Origin of the sequence: Rhodococcus sp. 4CII (assembly GCF_014256275.1) — a bacterium.
GTDB lineage: Bacteria > Actinomycetota > Actinomycetes > Mycobacteriales > Mycobacteriaceae > Rhodococcus_F > Rhodococcus_F wratislaviensis_A.
The window spans coordinates 2,624,628-2,639,271 of sequence record NZ_JACCFE010000002.1 but is presented as its reverse complement, the minus strand read 5'-3'; the positions used below and the strand labels follow the sequence as shown (position 1 = coordinate 2,639,271).

Genomic DNA, 14,644 nt, shown 5'->3' with positions numbered 1-14,644 from the left:
GGACGCATGGAGAGTGCTGGATCGGAGACGTGGGGGAGTGACGCAGTAGAGGAAGCCCCCGATCGGTGGCGGACAGCCGGCGAACGCATCGACAGCCTGTTGGACGCGAGTTCGACAGGCGGTTCGGTGGCGCGTGAGCGTGCGGAACAACTGGTCCGTGAAGTCGTCGAACTGTACGGCGCCGGGTTGGAGCGGATCCTCGAGATCATCGGCGACCGCGACGACGAACTCGTCGACAGGCTGGCAGGCGACGAACTCGTGGCCAGCCTGCTGCTGGTCAACGGGCTTCATCCGCACGACGTCGAGTCGAGGGTGGCGACCGCGCTCGACAGTGTCCGCCCGTACCTGGGCTCGCACGGCGGTGACGTCGAACTGCTCGGTGTGGTGGACGGGGTGGTGCGGCTGCGGTTGACCGGGAGCTGTCAGAGCTGCCCGTCGTCGGCGGTGACGTTGGAACTCGCGGTCAAGGACGCGGTCCTCGCCGCCGCACCGGAAACCGTCGACATCGAGGTGGTGGGTGCGACACCCGCGGCCGGATCCGGACTGATCGCCGCGGAATCGCTCTTCTCCCATGTGCATTCGAATGGGTCGGACGGACCCGGTGGCACCGGGACGTGGGTGTCGGCTCCCGAACTCGAGGAGCTCGCGCCGGGCGAGGTCGCCGGGTTCTCCGTGGCCGGGTTGCCGATCCTGGTGTGCCGAATCGGGGAGCAGCTGTTCGCGTACCGGGACCGGTGCGCCGCCTGCACGCGTTCGCTGGCCGGGGCCACCCTGCAGCGGAGGGCGGGCGGGCAGGTCGGTGACGCGGTGCTGCGCTGCCCGTCGTGCCGGGCGCACTTCGACCCCCGCCGTGCGGGTCTCCGGCTCGACGGCGACGCCGACGCCGAGACGCTGGCGCCGCTTCCGGTCCTCGTCCGCGACGGCGTCGTCTCCGTCGCGGTGCCCGCCGCGGAGGTGGCGTGATGAGCCCGTCGGGTAACGGGCTGCGGATTCTGCAGCGCATCGCGTCGGAGCGGCCGAAGCCGGTGGTCGGGGAGCGGTGCGACATGTGCGCCGAACCGATCGCCGACGCGCATCAGCACGTGGTCAATGTGCAGGACCGGCAGCTCATGTGCGTGTGCCGTGGGTGCTATCTGCTGTTCACCGACGAGAACGCCGAACTGCGCTTCCGGGCCGTCCCGGAACGCTACCTGTCGTTTCCGAACTTCGAACTCGCACCGGGACGCTGGGACGAATTGGAGATCCCCGTCGGGCTCGCGTTCGTGTTCCGGAACTCGCTGCTGGCCAAGACCGTCGCGTTCTATCCGGGACCGGCGGGGGCCACCGAATCGGAGCTTCCACTCGATGCCTGGGATGGTGTGCTCGCCGCCAACCCGGCGCTCGGCCAACTCGCCGCCGATACCGAAGCGCTGTTGCTGAGGGTCCCCGAGCACGGCGACGGCGACCCCGAGTGCTATCTCGTCCCCATCGATGCCTGTTATCAGCTGGTGGGTGAATTGCGGCAGGTGTGGCGGGGATTCGACGGCGGCCAGGACGCTCGCCGGGTCATCGACACGTTCTTCGAGACGGTGCGTGCGCGTAGTCGCGTCGCGAAGGAGCCGACGTGACCGAGTTGTCGTTCCACGTCGAGGACGTGTTTCCGGAGCCGTTCGCGGTTGCGCCGAATCTCACTGCGCGCGTGGCGGTGACAGAGTCGACGGGTGCCGTCGTGCATGCGATGGCCGTCCGGTGCCAGGTGCGCATCGACCCGCAGCGCCGCCGGTACACGGACGCCGAGGTGGAGGGCCTCCTCGATCTGTTCGGGCCCCGTGAGCGGTGGACGTCGACCCTGAAACCCTTCCAGTGGATGCAGACCAGCACCGTGGCCCAGGGGTTCACCGGGTCGAGCGTGGTGGAGTTGCCGCTGCCGTGTACGTACGACTTCGAGGTGACCGCCTCGAAGTATCTGCACGCCCTGGACGGCGCCGGGTCGACGGTGCCGCTGGTGTTTCTGTTCAGCGGAACGGTGTTCACCCGGGGGGTCGCGGGTTTCGGGGTGGAGCGAATTCCCTGGGACCGGGAATCGACGTTCGACCTGCCGGTCGCCGTGTGGCGCGAACTCGTGCAGGCGCACTACCCGAACACGGGGTGGGTGCGTCTCGACCACGACACGCTCGCCGCGCTGGCGCGGTACAAGGCGGCGCACGGGCTGATCGGCCTCGATGTCGCCATCGCAGACCTGCTGCAGGGAGCCGGGGAGGTGATCGCGTGATCTCCCCGGCGTCCCTGCAGCGTGTACGTGCCGTGGCCGACGCGGTGCTCTACGAGGGTTACCTGCTGTATCCGTATCGCGCGAGCTCGTCGAAGAATCAGTCGCGGTGGCAATTCGGAGTGCTCGGGCCGCCCGGGGCGATGGAGTCGGGGGTCGGTGAGGACCCCCGGATGTCCTGCCAGACGCTGATGCGGGCCGGTGACCGGGTTGGGGTGAACGTCACGGTGCGATTCCTGCAGCTTCAGGTGCGGAGCGTCGAGCGCGTGGTCGACGGATCGCCGGACTTCGTTCCCGTCGACGAACTGACCGTCGCGGGAACGAGCTGGCTCAGCTGGGACGAGGCGGTGGAACGCGAGATCGATCTGGGCACGGTGTACCCGGCCGGGGAGCTCGAGGACTGCCGGCTCGACGTCGACGTCGAGGGCGGCGTGGACGTCGAGGAGTTGCGTGAGGCGGACGGCACCGTCGCCGGGCGCGTGGTGCGGACCCGGTGGCCGCTGCGGGCGGTCGTGCGCGTCGGCAGTGACCGGCACGGCGGACTGGACCTGCTGCGGGTGTCGACCGCGAACGTGAAGATCGACGCGATCGGCACGTGGTCGAAGGATTCGGCCATCAGGCACTCGTTGATCGGGGCGCACCTGATCCTGGCGGCCGAGAACAGCGAATTCGTCTCGCTCCTCGAACCCCCTTCCGCAGCCGAGCAATTGGCGGGCACGTGTGTGCAGCACCGGTGCTACCCGGTGCTCGCCGGCCTGCCGGGGGAAACGGATCTGGTGCTGGTGTCGCCGATCATCCTGTACGACCACCCCGAGGTGGCCGAGCAGAGCGACGGAGCCCTGTTCGACGCCACCGAGATCGACGAAATCCTCACCCTCCGGGTCATGACGCTCACCGAGGAGGAGAAGCGGCAGGCCCGCGCCACCGACCCGCTGGCCGCCCAGATCATCGACCGCTGCGAGCAGATGTCGCCGGCGACGCTCGCCCAGATGCACGGCGTCCTCCGGGACCCGCGTCTCCCCGACCCGCACCCGCAGGGCCCGGGCGTCCCCGACATGGGGCTCGTCCCGGAACTGACCGACGACGTGCCGTGGTGGGACCCGGACGCCGACACCGCCGTCCGTCCCGACGTCGACGGCGTCATCGTGAACGGGGTCCGGGTGGCGAAGGGCACCGTGGTGCGGATCCACCCGTCGCGCCGGGCCGACGCGCAGGACCTCTTCTTCGCGGGACAGCTGGCTCGGGTCGTGACCGTGCACGCCGACGTGGACGGCGGCACCCACGTCGGTGTCGTCATGATCGACGACCCTGCCTCGGAGTTGCACGAGTGGTACGGACGGTATCTGTACTTCGCCCCGGACGAGGTGGAGCCCGTATCGGCCGACACCGGAAAGGATGAACAATCATGAAGATTCTCGGAGAGGCCACCACCGCTGCGCTGGCGTTGGTCGCGGTGGCCGGAGTGGCGGTCGCCATCATCGCGCTCCCCGACATCAAGCGGTATCTGCGTATGCGGCAGATGTGAGCTGCACGTGACGGTGGACAGGCGGCTGCTGGTTGCCGGTGTGGGCAACATCTTCTTCGGAGACGACGGTTTCGGACCCGAAGTGCTGCGAGGTGTCGCGACGAGGTCGCTGCCGCCGGGTGTCCGTGCCGTCGATTTCGGCATCCGTGGAACGCATCTGGCGTACGAGCTGCTCGACGGGTGGGGTGCGCTCCTCCTGGTGGACGCCGTTCCGGATCGGGGTGAGCCCGGTGCGCTGCGTGTGTTCGAGGTCGGGCCCGAGGCGGGTCCGGTGGCGCCGCTCGACGCCCACAGCATGGATCCGGCAGCGGTCTTCGCGAGTCTGCGCGCCCTCGGCGGAACCCCGCCCCGGACCGTGGTGCTCGGCTGTCAGGTGGCGACCACCGACGAGGGGATCGGGCTGTCGCCGCGGGTCGAGGCCGCCGTCGGGCCGGCCGTCGACGCGGTGTTCGAGATCGTGGATCAACTGCTGACGTCCGACTCCACTGCCACGGTGCTACCGGACGGGACGGAGGGCTGAATCGTGTGTCTCGGTATTCCCGGTCGGGTGGTGCGCATGCTGGAGGGCTACGGAAACCAGCTCGCGCTCGTCGACGTCGTCGGCGAACAACGCAAGGTGAACGTCGGGATGCTCCCCGAAGACGTCCGACTGGAGCCGGGCGACTGGATCGTCATCCACATGGGTTTCGCCATGGAGAAGGTGGACGAGGCGGGCGCGGAGAAGGCGATGGCGGGGCTGGAGATGATGGGGCGCTCGCGGGCGGCCGACGACAGCTAGTGTTGCGTGCCGGCGTGATGGGGGTCCGGCGTCCCGGCCACGAAGTCCCGTGCCCGGTTCCAGCGCGCGTGGTAACGCTCGTCGAATCGTGCCTCGGAGCGGGCCATCCGCTTCGGCCTGGTCCGGTAGCGGCGCACCGCCCACCATGAATCGGGTTTGGCCAGGCGGATCGCGCCGACGATCGCGACCGGCTGGAAGACCACCCCGACGATCCCCGTGACGAACTTGCCCTTCAGCAGGCAGATCACCGAGATGCCGAGCGCGACGAACAGGTACCCGATCGACGCCCACCATTCGGCGGTGCCGATCCGTCCGGTCACGAGTTCGGCGCCGCCGATCATCAGTCCGGTGATCATCAGCGCGCAGAAGATCGCATCCACCGACTTTCGGCCGGCGGTGCTCCAGTACACGTCGTCGAGGTGCACCCACAGCGCGAACTCGTCGAAGGTGAGCGCGAGGCCGACCCCGAACGCCGCCGCGAAGATGTTCAGCGCCGTGCCCTCCGGAGTGGTGGCGATGAGCGCCACTCCGGCGAGGGTCATGAGGAGGATTCCGAGAACCTGGTGGTGGACGTGTACGCCGCCGACGGTGATGTCGCCGATCAGACCGCCTCCCGGCTCCGGGTCGTCCGCGTCCGCCGCTCCCGTCTTCACACGGATCCGGCGGGTGATGATCCGGGTGACGACGAACGTGACCAGGACCGCGACGAACAGCCACATCACCGGATACAGCACCACTACCCGGCTGTCGCCGTCGGTGTCCACGATGATCTCGGCGAGAAGGGCCATCTCGACACTCCGTCAGGTGGGGGACATGATCCTCAATCTGGGTATACACCTCGTGCGGGGGCGGCGGACGAAGACGGGGCGTTCCGTGCGACGGAGAATGCGTCAGGTCGGGAACCGGTGCAGGGCGCCGTGGTCGACGCCCGTGCCGGTGGCGGCCCAGATGCGGGTCGGGTCGTACCAGTGATCGCGGCCGATCAGGTCGAGGTGTCGTTCGGTCAGGCCGTGCCCGGCGCCGGTCACGACTGCTTCGTCGAAGGTGAGGCTGGTCGCCGGTAGCGCCAGCAGGCCCGCGTCCGCGAGTGCCTGCCCGAGTTCGCGGACGGTCACCGGGTCCGGGTGGCAGGCGTGGAACACGGCGCCGGGGTGCGCGGGCGACAGCACGGCGAGGTCCGCGACGAGTCGGGCGAGGTCGGTCACCGCGATGATCGACACCCGGGACCGTCCCTCGTCGACCCAGGCACCGAGCGTCCCGAGGATCCGGACCAGTCCGGGGACGAACCAGCGGTCGCCGGGACCGTGGACGAACCCGGGACGGACGACGCAGCCGCCCTGGGCGAGGACCCGCTGTTCGGCGGTCAGCCTGGACGCGCTCACCGCGGAGACGGGCGCGGGGCCGGCCTCGTTCTCGCCGATTCCGCTGTGCGGTCCGGGACCGTAGACGCCGATCGTGCTGATGTAGAGAACCCGGCTGACGCCGTTTCGCGCCGCGGCGGTGAGAAGGTTCTCGGTGCCGTCGACGTTGACGGTGACGCATCGCGCCGCGTCGTCGCCGGTGTAGGACGCGGCGTGGATCACCACATCGGCTCCCGCGAGCGCCGCGGTGAGACCCCCCGGGTCGGTCAGATCCGCACGCGCGAACGTCACGCCCGGAACGTCCGGGTGCCACGGGCCGCGGGCGACCGCGATGCAGCGGATTCCGGACGCGGCCAACGCCGTCACGACGGCGGATCCGACGAACCCCGTGGCTCCCACGACCGCGACACGTAACGGGGTCGACAGTGTTCGACCGTTCTCCGACACGGTCGACGCTGGTACCGTCTCTCCGGGCAACGGGCGAGTGTTCCGTCCTTGCATCGTCATCGTTCTTCTCTCGTGCGGCAGGGAAAGGTGTGAACGTGGTTCAGCAGGCGCGTGCTGCGGCGACCCGACAGCAGATCGTCCGCGGGGCGGCGGAGATGTTCGAGAAGTCGGGGTTCGAAGGTGCCCGGCTCGGCAACATCGTCGAGAACGCCGGAATCACGAAGGGGGCCTTGTACTTCCATTTCCGTTCGAAAGAGGATCTGGCGCGTTTCATCATCGGCGAGCAACACCGGATCTCCATCGCCTCGGTCGAGGCGATCGGCCGCGAGCAGGTGTCGGCGATCGAGCAGATCGTGATGCTGTGCCATGAAATGGCCCGGCAGATCGTGAACGACCCCATCGTGCGAGCCGGTATCCGGATCACCCTCGAACTCAGCGCCGACGACCAGGGCCCCGCAGATCCCTATCTCGACTGGATCAACAGTTGCGAGATGCTCGCGAGGCGGGCCGTCGAGCAGGGGGACCTCCTCGCCGACATCGACCCACCGAGGCTGGCAAGGTTCGTCATCGGTGCCTTCACCGGTGTGCAGACCGTCTCCCAGGTGCTGACGCAGCGCACCGACCTCGAACAGCGCGTCGACGACATGTGGGGGTTCCTGCTCCCCGGGATCATGCCCGCGACCCGGCACCAGGACATCGCCCGGATCCGGCGGGCACGCTGGATACCCGTCGACGACGACTAGACCCGCGGGCACGCGTTCACCACGGTAGGGACTGTGGTAGCCAGCGCCGCGTAGCCCCGGACGACCGCCACGCCGCCCTGACGTATCGATCCCCGCACGGACGTGGCGTCGTCGTCGAGCACGTCCAGCCGGATCGTCGTTCGCTCGTCGAGTTCGGCGAATCGGTGGAACGTGGCGCCGAGCGATTCGAGGTGCACGTCGGGCAAACCGAGCCGGGCGCAGGCACCCTGCCGCAGCGCCTCCAGCAGGAGCATCCCCGGAATGTGGTCACACGGATGGTCGAACAGGACGGGATGCACGGTGTCGACCCGCAACTCCCACTCGTCACGCGCGACCTGCGGTCCCAGGACCACGTGCGCGTCGTCGAGATGACCGACCAGACCGGACCGGATGGGGTTCGGGCACCGGGGCGCCCCGACGGTCCGTGGCCCGCGATCACCCCACCGGGCGCGCGTGTACGCGGCCGACGGGAAGACGGCCGCGTCACCGGTTGCGGCGCCGACCTGCCGCCCGCCGTGCCGGAACCGCAGGTCGACGCGGAACGCGGCGAGCGCGTCGCCCCGGTAGGCGTGCCGCGACACGTCGACCTCGACGATCACGTCGGCAGCCGCGCCGCCGACCGCGAGCGCGTCCGGCATCGCGGAAACCTGCAGGTGCTGCATGACGAACCGGTTCGGCAACGGGACGCGGTAGCGGGTATGACCCAGGTAGATCGCGGCCTGCCGGAGCGTTTCCGCCAACAGCATCGTGTCGTAGCGCCCCCCGCGCGTCCGGTAGAAGCCGTGCAGGCGGGGCCACTGCGCTGCGAGAACGAACCGGTCCGGCACCGGCAGCGGAACGCAGTCGGTGAGGAAGACCTCGGACACGGATTGCCGATGCACATACCTGCGTGGCACGGTCCGCTCGAACGACAGCGGGGGATGCGCATCGGGAACCGGCAGGGAAACTCGTGCCACAACCCCACTCCCCACAGAACCGGTCGGCCCGATGCCGCGGACCGCCCGAACTATAGAACACAGACCGAGCGGTTTGTGATGGGGGGAGGGCTGTCGGTGGTCAGCTGCTGGAGAGCTGTTCCGAAGCCTGCTCCTCGGCGGTCTGCGCGGAGATCAGCGCCCCGGACGCGGCACCTCCAACTCGCGGACGCCAGCGTGGACCAGTGTCTTCCACACTGCACCGCTGGTGGACCTTGGATGCGGTTGGTGGAAGCGCTGCCACCGCGAGGTTCGATCTAAATATTTCCGGTCAGTTTCAACTCTGCCGACGACAGTCCCTGCGGGGCGGTGCGGAGCGAGCGGCGCAGAATCTTTCCGCTTGCGGTTTTGGGCAGTTCGGGAAGGATTTCGATCGTTCCAGGTCGCTTGTACGCTGCGAGCCGGTCGACGAGGAACTCGCGCAGTGACTCCGGCGTCGCGACAGCGCCCGCCTTGAGGGAGACGAACGCCTTCACCGACTCGCCGCGGTAGGCGTCCGGGATGCCGACGACCGCTGATTCTCTCACCGCGGGGTTCTCGTTGAGCGCGTCCTCCACCTCACGGGGCCACACTTTGAAGCCCGAGCAGTTGATCAGGTCCTTCTTGCGGTCGACCAGGAAGACCCAGCCGTCATCGTTGATCACTCCGACGTCGCCCGAGTACAGCAGCCCGTCCCGGATGGTCTCGGCCGTCGCGTCGGGTCGGTTCCAGTAGCCGGGAATCACGCCGGGGCCCTCGAACACGACCTCACCGGAGATGCCTGCCGGTACTTCGTTTCCTTCGTCGTCGACGATGCGGACCGTGGTGCCCGGGATCGGGATTCCGACGGCGAGCGCCCCTGTGCCCGGATCGACCGGTGCGGAGTACCCGGCCGGGCCGAGGCACGTCGCACCCGTCGCCTCGGTCATCCCGTACGCGCCGAGCAGTTGGTGGCCGGTGAACTGCTTGAAGGCACTCGCCGTGGCCGGTGAGATCGGGGCGCCGCCACTGTAGATCCGGACGAAGGAAGCGAAGTCCTCGCGCGTGGTGCCGGGGACCTGAGTGAGGGCGACGTACGCGGTGATCGCTCCTACCGCGTGCGTGGGTCGATACTCGCGGATGGAGTCGAGCATGACGTTCGGCTGGAACCGGTGACTGAGGATGATCGGGCTTCGCGACAGAAGGCACGGGATGAGCTGCACGACGAGGCCGGTGATGTGGAACAGCGGGGCCAGGCCCAGCACGGCACTGTCGGGCGTCAACTCAAAGACGTCGCGCACGACCAGTGACAGGACGACCACGTTTCGGTGGGTGCTCATCGCGCCCTTCGCAGTGCCCGTCGTGCCGGAGGTGTAGCAGAGAAAAGCGGGATCCTCGAGTGCCGGTGTGAACGGTTGCGGACGGTGCCCGTCGAATGAACGAAGCACCTCGAGCATGTCCTCGGCATCGCCGATGGTCCGCCGATCCCGATCGGGGAAGAGTCGAACGTCGTTGCGGGTCTGCATGTCCTGCGCGGATGTGGTGATCACGTTCCGCACGGGCGTCGACGAGACCGCACCCCGCGCGACCTCCTCCCACAGTGAATCGAGGACGACCAGTACGACTGCCCCGCAGTCGCCGAGGTGGTACCGCAGCTCGGTCTCACGCAGCATCGGGTTCAGTGGTACGTGGACCGCGCCGATCTTCCAGGCCGCGAGCAGTGAGACGACGTATTGCGGATTGTTCTGCATGTAGACCGCTACCCGGTCGCCGCGTCGCACGCCGCGCTCGGTGAGGGCAACCGCGAACGCGTCGGACAGTCGATCGACCTCGCCGAAGGTCAATTCGGTATCGAAGTACGTCAGGAGCCGGGCACCAGGCGCCGCCTCGGCGTTCCGACGAAAGGCCTCCAGGGCTGAGCCCCCCTCGGGTTCGACGACGTCGGGAAACGGCCTGGAGTACATCGACAGCCACGGGCGGTCGGCAGGTCTGGTCATCACGGCTCTTCTTTCTCGGATACGACTGCGCGCCAACGCGCCTTTGAAGGTTGATCAACTGGAGACCCGTTTCCGGTGGATGCACTGTGTGTCGCAGCGGGACGGGCCGGCTGCCGAAGCAGCATGGTTCTCGGTCGCCGGCCTGATCGTCTGAATGCCGGCACCCTTATCGCATCAGGTGAATATTTGTGTCCATCAATATCTTTCGATATTGGGACTGCGCTCGATGGGTCTTTTCAACGGGTGCGAGGTGGGTTACAGTGCGATCATGACTTTAGACACTTATACCGACGCGGTCAATGTTTTCGTCACGGATTCTGTGGCGACCGTGACTCTCAACCGCCCCCGAGTCCACAATGCGTGGGACGACAGCCTGGGCGCCGGGTTGGAACGGGCGTTCACCGACCTGTGTGCTGCTCCCGAGGTCCGTGCGATCGTGCTGACCGGAACCGGCCCGACGTTCTGCTCGGGGGCCGATCTCGCCACCGGGTTCCCCCAGCTGCCCAACGGCGACGACGATCTGCGTGGCACGCTGCGGCGACGGTTCAATCCCGGCTTCATGGCCCTGGTCGATGCCCAGAAACCGGTGATCACAGCAGTCAACGGGCCGGCGATCGGAGCCGGGGCTTGCCTGGCCCTGGCCAGCGATATCGCGATCATGGGTCCTGCGACTTACATGCAGTTCCGATTCAGCGCGATCGGGCTGATGCCCGATGTCGGCGCGACTGCACTACTGGCGGAGACCGTCGGGCCGGCCCGCGCGATGGAGATCTTCATGCTCGCCGACAAGCTCGGAGCGGAACAGTGCCGAGAGTTCGGGCTGGTGAGCCGTGTCGCGGACGATCCGCTGGACGCCGCGACCGAGTTGGCGCAGCGGATCGCTCAGGGGCCCACTCGCGCGTACGGCGCGACCAAGACGGCACTGCGCCGGTGGTCCCGGCGGGCGTTCGCCGACCAGCTCGAACTCGAGGGCGAGTTGCAGCAGACACTCGTCGCCTCGGCTGACTGGGCCGAGGGACGATCCGCATTTCTCGAACGCCGCACACCGAAGTTCCGGGGCGAGTAGAGGGGGTCGGGTTCGCGGCCGCGGGCTCGTGGGAAGATTTCGATGATGACGACGACACCGGACCACGCTGCGACGGCGCCGTCCCGCCAGCTCGGCCCCGGGACGGCGCGTGCCACCGTGCTCGACATTCTCGGCGACCTGGTGTTCCCGTCCGCGGAACTCGCCCCGACAACCGCGGTCATCGAGCTGATGCGGCATCTTGGATTCACCGAACACGCAGTCCGGCAGGCGCTGACCCGCTGCGCCGCCGAGGGCTGGATCGCGGGCATTCGCGAGGGCCGCACCACGTCGTGGTCGCTGACGGAGTCGGGGAGTCAGCTCGTCGCCGATGGCATCGCCGGGGTCGAGCGACTGTGCCACGATCACGCCGATTGGGACGGCCGCTGGCTCGTGCTGATCGTCTCGATTCCGCGGGAGAACCGCGCGAGCCGCGATCAGGTGTACCGGTCGCTCCGCTGGGACGGATTCGGGAACCCCGCGCCTGCGGTGTGGCTGAGCCCGCACCCGGAGCGGCGTCGGCGGACGGCCCAGACTCTCGCGCGGCTCGGGGTCGCCGACACCTTGGCGTTCTGTGGGGAGACCGACCCGCTCGGGCTGCCGGAGGATGAACTCGTCGCCAAGGGCTGGGACATCGGTGCCGTCACTGATCACTACCGGGAATGCCGCGCCGAGTTCGAGGCGATGACGCCCAGCTCCGGTAAGGACCGCACTGCGGCGCTGCTGCAGCTGAATGCCCAGCTGCAGCAGCTACTGGTGACCGATCCCCAACTCCCCAGTGCTCTGCTGCCGGGCTGGTCCGGGCGCACCGACGCCGCCGCGCTGTTGGAGATCCGCCAACAGTGGCGACCGGACGCTCGTGCGTACTGGCACGAATTGGTTCAGTCCTGCAGCTGACGGTTCCCGCGCACGTCGGCTCGTAGTTCGCCGAGGTGATGCCCCGGTGCATCGCCTCGTGGGCGGATGATCGACGCCCATACGGGGAGAGAACAATTCGATCACATCGACTCTTCAGTCCGCCTCATTCTCATGGAGCAGGAGCGCACATGTCACCAGAGGTGATCACCGCAACCGGTAGTACGGTCGCGACCGCCGTGCGTCGGCGAGCGATCTCTGCCGCATGCTTCGGAACCTTCGTCGAGTATTACGATTTCGTCATCTACGGCTACGTGGCGACCTACATTGCCCAGGCATGCTTCCCGACCGGGAACTCGTTCGTCAGCCTGCTGCTGACGTTCGGTGCGTTCGCGGTGAGCTACGTCGCGCGCCCACTCGGTGCGGTGATCTTCGCGCCGTTGGGGGACCGGTACGGCCGGCGCACCGTCCTCTCCGTCGTCATTCTCTTGATGACGCTCGCCTCGACGGGTATCGGGGTACTGCCGGCGTACTCGCAGATCGGTGTCGCTGCACCGGTTCTGCTGATCGGTTTGCGCCTCGTGCAGGGGATTTCTGCGGGTGGCGAGTTCGGCGGAGCGACCTCGTTGATTGCGGAGTTCGCACCGGCGTCGCGACGAGGATTCTTCGTCGGCTTCATCTCGCTGACCGTCGGTGGGGCGATGCTGTTCGGATCGGGGACGGCGATGTTGCTGACCCGGACACTGTCCGCCGAGTCGATGGCGCAGTGGGGGTGGCGGTTGCCGCTGCTTCTGTCGTTGCCGCTGGGGCTGATCGGACTCTACATCCGATTCAAGCTCGAGGAGACACCGGCATTCACCGCGCTGTCCCGGGAAGGGGGCGTACAGAAGTCGCCGCTGCGGACCACGTTGCGCCGAGACTACCGATCCGTCCTGATCGGGATCGGGATCGCGGCGACGAACTCCTGCATGATGGCGTTGTACTTCATCTACCTGCCCTCCGCGCTGAAGGAATTCACGGACTTCTCCGCCGCAGACGCCCAACTGATCACTTTCGTCGGCCTCGTGGCGTACTGCGCCGCGGTCCTACCGTTCGCACGGCTGTCGGACCGGGTGGGCCGGATTCCGCTCCTACTTGTCTCGTCGGCAGCACTGATCGTGCTCGTTTACCCGTCCCTCGTGCTCCTGTCGAATGGCGTACTCGCACTCGCTGTCGCCGCGATGGTGGTCGTCACCCCGGTGGTCGCCGCGAACATCGCCGCGGTGACCCCACTGCTGTCCGAAATGTTCGCCACCGACACCCGGTACACCGGATTGTCACTCGGATGGCAGATGGCAACAACATTATTCGCAGGTCCCACCCCGATCATCCTCGCGGCCCTCGCTGGACTCCGTGGGGCGACCGCACCTGCGTTCTACGCGATCGGCGTCGTCGCCCTCACCATGGTGGCCGGCACCGTTGCCGCACGCAGCGTGGCGCGACCCGGACCTCACTGACCCAGGGACGATAGGGAATGGCTTCGGGCCGGCTTCAGGTGAAGCCGGCCCGAAGCCATGCAGTATGTCAATGCTCAGCTCGGCTCGGCGGTCCAACGGTAGATCTGGTCGGTGAGTGACTCGCTGAGCGGCGCGACGGGGGTGGCGGTCGGGGTGCGTGAGAACCTCGGCGCCGGCAGTGGCTGATCGATACCGTCGACCGATCCGAAGGTTTTGCGGTCTGACAGGTGTGGATGCGTGAGTGCCTCGTCATAGGTGAGCACCGGGGTGACGCAGGCATCGGTGCCCTCGAAGACCTGGGCCCACTCGTTCCGCGTTCGCGCGGCGAAGGCGACCGCGAATCGCGTGCGCAGTTCGTCCCACCGATCGCGATCCCACTGCTCGGGTAGGTCGTTTTCGTCGAGCTGCAGACCATGCACGAGTTGCGCATAGAACCGGGGTTCGAGAGCACCTACGGCGACGTGTTTGCCGTCGGCGCAGAGGTAGGTGTCGTAGAAGGGGTGCGATCCGTCGAGAAGGTTTTCGCCGCGCCCGGTCGCCCAGAGTCCGTTGCCGCGCATCGACCACATCATCTGGGCCAGGACACTGACCCCGTCGACCATGGCCGCGTCGACGACTTGACCCCTGCCTGATCGTTCTCGTTCCCAGAGTGCGGCCATCACGCCGAGCACCAGGAACATCGACCCACCTCCGAAGTCACCGACGAGATTCAAAGGCGGGACCGGGCGTTCACCGGCACGGCCGATGGAGTCGAGGACTCCGGTGAGGGAGATGTAGTTGATGTCATGGCCGGCCCGGTCGGCCAGCGGGCCGGTCTGTCCCCACCCGGACATCCTCGCGTAAACCAGCCGGGGATTGCGTGTCAGACACGTGTCCGGCCCGAGTCCGAGCCGTTCGGTGACCCCGGGACGGAATCCTTCGACCAGCACATCGGCGCACTCGATCAACTGCAGAAGTGTCTCATTGTCGGTGGCGTCTTTGAGATCGGCGGTAACCGTGCGGCGCCCACGCAGCGTCGCATCGGATCCCACGGAAATGCCGGCGTTACCGTTGTCGGTACGGCGTTCGACCCGGACGACGTCGGCGCCGAGATCGGTGAGCAACATGCAGGCATGAGGTCCGGGGCCAATACCTGCGAGTTCGATCACGCGCAGTCCGGTAAGTGGTCCGGCCATGCGACGGCTCCCTTCGTGGAGCAT

16 protein-coding genes are annotated in these 14,644 nt (G+C 67.6%); 11 read left to right on the top strand and 5 right to left on the bottom strand.

Annotated elements, in window-relative coordinates:
- Window positions 1–6 precede the first annotated feature (6 nt).
- From H0B43_RS12770 to H0B43_RS12745, 7 genes are read left to right on the top strand one after another with little or no spacing between them, the layout of a single operon-like run.
- Window positions 7–963, top strand: coding sequence for a NifU family protein (locus tag H0B43_RS12770; protein WP_185727554.1), 957 nt, complete (start codon window positions 7–9; stop codon window positions 961–963).
- Window positions 963–1,607, top strand: coding sequence for a DUF5947 family protein (locus H0B43_RS12765; protein ID WP_185727555.1), 645 nt, complete (start codon window positions 963–965; stop codon window positions 1,605–1,607). The genes H0B43_RS12770 and H0B43_RS12765 overlap by 1 nt, the downstream gene beginning before the upstream one ends.
- A complete protein-coding gene (locus H0B43_RS12760; RefSeq protein WP_185727556.1) occupies window positions 1,604–2,251 on the top strand; it encodes a DUF6084 family protein in 648 nt (215 codons plus the stop codon). The genes H0B43_RS12765 and H0B43_RS12760 overlap by 4 nt, the downstream gene beginning before the upstream one ends.
- Entirely contained in the window at window positions 2,248–3,657 is a 1,410-nt protein-coding gene (locus H0B43_RS12755) for a hypothetical protein (RefSeq protein ID WP_185727557.1), read from the top strand. The genes H0B43_RS12760 and H0B43_RS12755 overlap by 4 nt, the downstream gene beginning before the upstream one ends.
- Window positions 3,654–3,773: a DUF6893 family small protein gene (locus tag H0B43_RS43110; protein WP_397517472.1), complete on the top strand. Its 120-nt coding sequence runs from the start codon at window positions 3,654–3,656 to the stop codon at window positions 3,771–3,773. The genes H0B43_RS12755 and H0B43_RS43110 overlap by 4 nt, the downstream gene beginning before the upstream one ends.
- Before the next feature lie 7 nt (window positions 3,774–3,780).
- Window positions 3,781–4,293, top strand: a complete 513-nt coding sequence (locus tag H0B43_RS12750) for a hydrogenase maturation protease (protein ID WP_185727558.1) — start codon at window positions 3,781–3,783, stop codon at window positions 4,291–4,293.
- Between the two features lie 3 nt (window positions 4,294–4,296).
- Window positions 4,297–4,551, top strand: a complete 255-nt coding sequence (locus H0B43_RS12745) for a HypC/HybG/HupF family hydrogenase formation chaperone (protein ID WP_185727559.1) — start codon at window positions 4,297–4,299, stop codon at window positions 4,549–4,551.
- Here H0B43_RS12745 and H0B43_RS12740 read toward each other — a convergent pair.
- Window positions 4,548–5,339: a hypothetical protein gene (locus H0B43_RS12740; protein WP_185727560.1), complete on the bottom strand. Its 792-nt coding sequence runs from the start codon at window positions 5,337–5,339 to the stop codon at window positions 4,548–4,550. The genes H0B43_RS12745 and H0B43_RS12740 overlap by 4 nt on opposite strands.
- Before the next feature lie 102 nt (window positions 5,340–5,441).
- Window positions 5,442–6,419, bottom strand: coding sequence for an NAD(P)-dependent oxidoreductase (locus tag H0B43_RS12735; protein ID WP_185727561.1), 978 nt, complete (start codon window positions 6,417–6,419; stop codon window positions 5,442–5,444).
- A gap of 35 nt (window positions 6,420–6,454) precedes the next feature.
- On the opposite strand from H0B43_RS12735, the gene H0B43_RS12730 reads away from it, so the two are divergent.
- Window positions 6,455–7,102: a ScbR family autoregulator-binding transcription factor gene (locus tag H0B43_RS12730; protein WP_185727562.1), complete on the top strand. Its 648-nt coding sequence runs from the start codon at window positions 6,455–6,457 to the stop codon at window positions 7,100–7,102.
- Here H0B43_RS12730 and H0B43_RS12725 read toward each other — a convergent pair.
- Both H0B43_RS12725 and H0B43_RS12720 read right to left on the bottom strand, forming a co-directional pair.
- On the bottom strand, window positions 7,099–8,058 hold the full coding sequence (locus H0B43_RS12725) for a ScbA/BarX family gamma-butyrolactone biosynthesis protein (RefSeq protein WP_185727563.1): 960 nt from the start codon (window positions 8,056–8,058) through the stop codon (window positions 7,099–7,101). The genes H0B43_RS12730 and H0B43_RS12725 overlap by 4 nt on opposite strands.
- Before the next feature lie 275 nt (window positions 8,059–8,333).
- Complete coding sequence (locus tag H0B43_RS12720; protein WP_185727564.1) at window positions 8,334–10,031, bottom strand: class I adenylate-forming enzyme family protein; 1,698 nt, start codon at window positions 10,029–10,031, stop codon at window positions 8,334–8,336.
- 268 nt (window positions 10,032–10,299) lie between these two features.
- Here H0B43_RS12720 and H0B43_RS12715 point away from each other — a divergent pair, with 268 nt between their 5' ends.
- The 3 genes from H0B43_RS12715 (at window position 10,300) to H0B43_RS12705 (ending at window position 13,445) form a co-directional block, all read left to right on the top strand.
- The gene (locus H0B43_RS12715; protein ID WP_185727565.1) at window positions 10,300–11,097 is read left to right on the top strand and encodes an enoyl-CoA hydratase/isomerase family protein; all 798 of its coding nucleotides are present in this window, start codon (window positions 10,300–10,302) and stop codon (window positions 11,095–11,097) included.
- A 45-nt stretch (window positions 11,098–11,142) separates the two neighbouring features.
- On the top strand, window positions 11,143–11,991 hold the full coding sequence (locus H0B43_RS12710) for a PaaX family transcriptional regulator C-terminal domain-containing protein (RefSeq protein WP_185950063.1): 849 nt from the start codon (window positions 11,143–11,145) through the stop codon (window positions 11,989–11,991).
- A 149-nt stretch (window positions 11,992–12,140) separates the two neighbouring features.
- Window positions 12,141–13,445, top strand: a complete 1,305-nt coding sequence (locus tag H0B43_RS12705) for an MFS transporter (protein ID WP_185727567.1) — start codon at window positions 12,141–12,143, stop codon at window positions 13,443–13,445.
- Between the two features lie 74 nt (window positions 13,446–13,519).
- On the opposite strand, the gene H0B43_RS12700 is transcribed toward H0B43_RS12705, so the two are convergent.
- The gene (locus tag H0B43_RS12700; RefSeq protein ID WP_185727568.1) at window positions 13,520–14,620 is read right to left on the bottom strand and encodes a CaiB/BaiF CoA-transferase family protein; all 1,101 of its coding nucleotides are present in this window, start codon (window positions 14,618–14,620) and stop codon (window positions 13,520–13,522) included.
- Window positions 14,621–14,644: the final 24 nt, after the last annotated feature.

Excerpts from the sequence above, each read along its gene's own strand:
- H0B43_RS12770 (WP_185727554.1), top strand. The coding sequence starts at position 7 with ATGGAGAGTGCTGGATCGGAGACGTGGGGGAGTGACGCAGTAGAGGAA.
- H0B43_RS12700 (WP_185727568.1), bottom strand. The coding sequence starts at position 14,620 with ATGGCCGGACCACTTACCGGACTGCGCGTGATCGAACTCGCAGGTATT.
- H0B43_RS12720 (WP_185727564.1), bottom strand. The coding sequence starts at position 10,031 with ATGACCAGACCTGCCGACCGCCCGTGGCTGTCGATGTACTCCAGGCCG.
- H0B43_RS12735 (WP_185727561.1), bottom strand. The coding sequence starts at position 6,419 with ATGACGATGCAAGGACGGAACACTCGCCCGTTGCCCGGAGAGACGGTA.
- H0B43_RS12765 (WP_185727555.1), top strand. The coding sequence starts at position 963 with ATGAGCCCGTCGGGTAACGGGCTGCGGATTCTGCAGCGCATCGCGTCG.
- H0B43_RS12740 (WP_185727560.1), bottom strand. The coding sequence starts at position 5,339 with ATGGCCCTTCTCGCCGAGATCATCGTGGACACCGACGGCGACAGCCGG.
- H0B43_RS12715 (WP_185727565.1), top strand. The coding sequence starts at position 10,300 with ATGACTTTAGACACTTATACCGACGCGGTCAATGTTTTCGTCACGGAT.
- H0B43_RS43110 (WP_397517472.1), top strand. The coding sequence starts at position 3,654 with ATGAAGATTCTCGGAGAGGCCACCACCGCTGCGCTGGCGTTGGTCGCG.
- H0B43_RS12710 (WP_185950063.1), top strand. The coding sequence starts at position 11,143 with ATGACGACGACACCGGACCACGCTGCGACGGCGCCGTCCCGCCAGCTC.
- H0B43_RS12705 (WP_185727567.1), top strand. The coding sequence starts at position 12,141 with ATGTCACCAGAGGTGATCACCGCAACCGGTAGTACGGTCGCGACCGCC.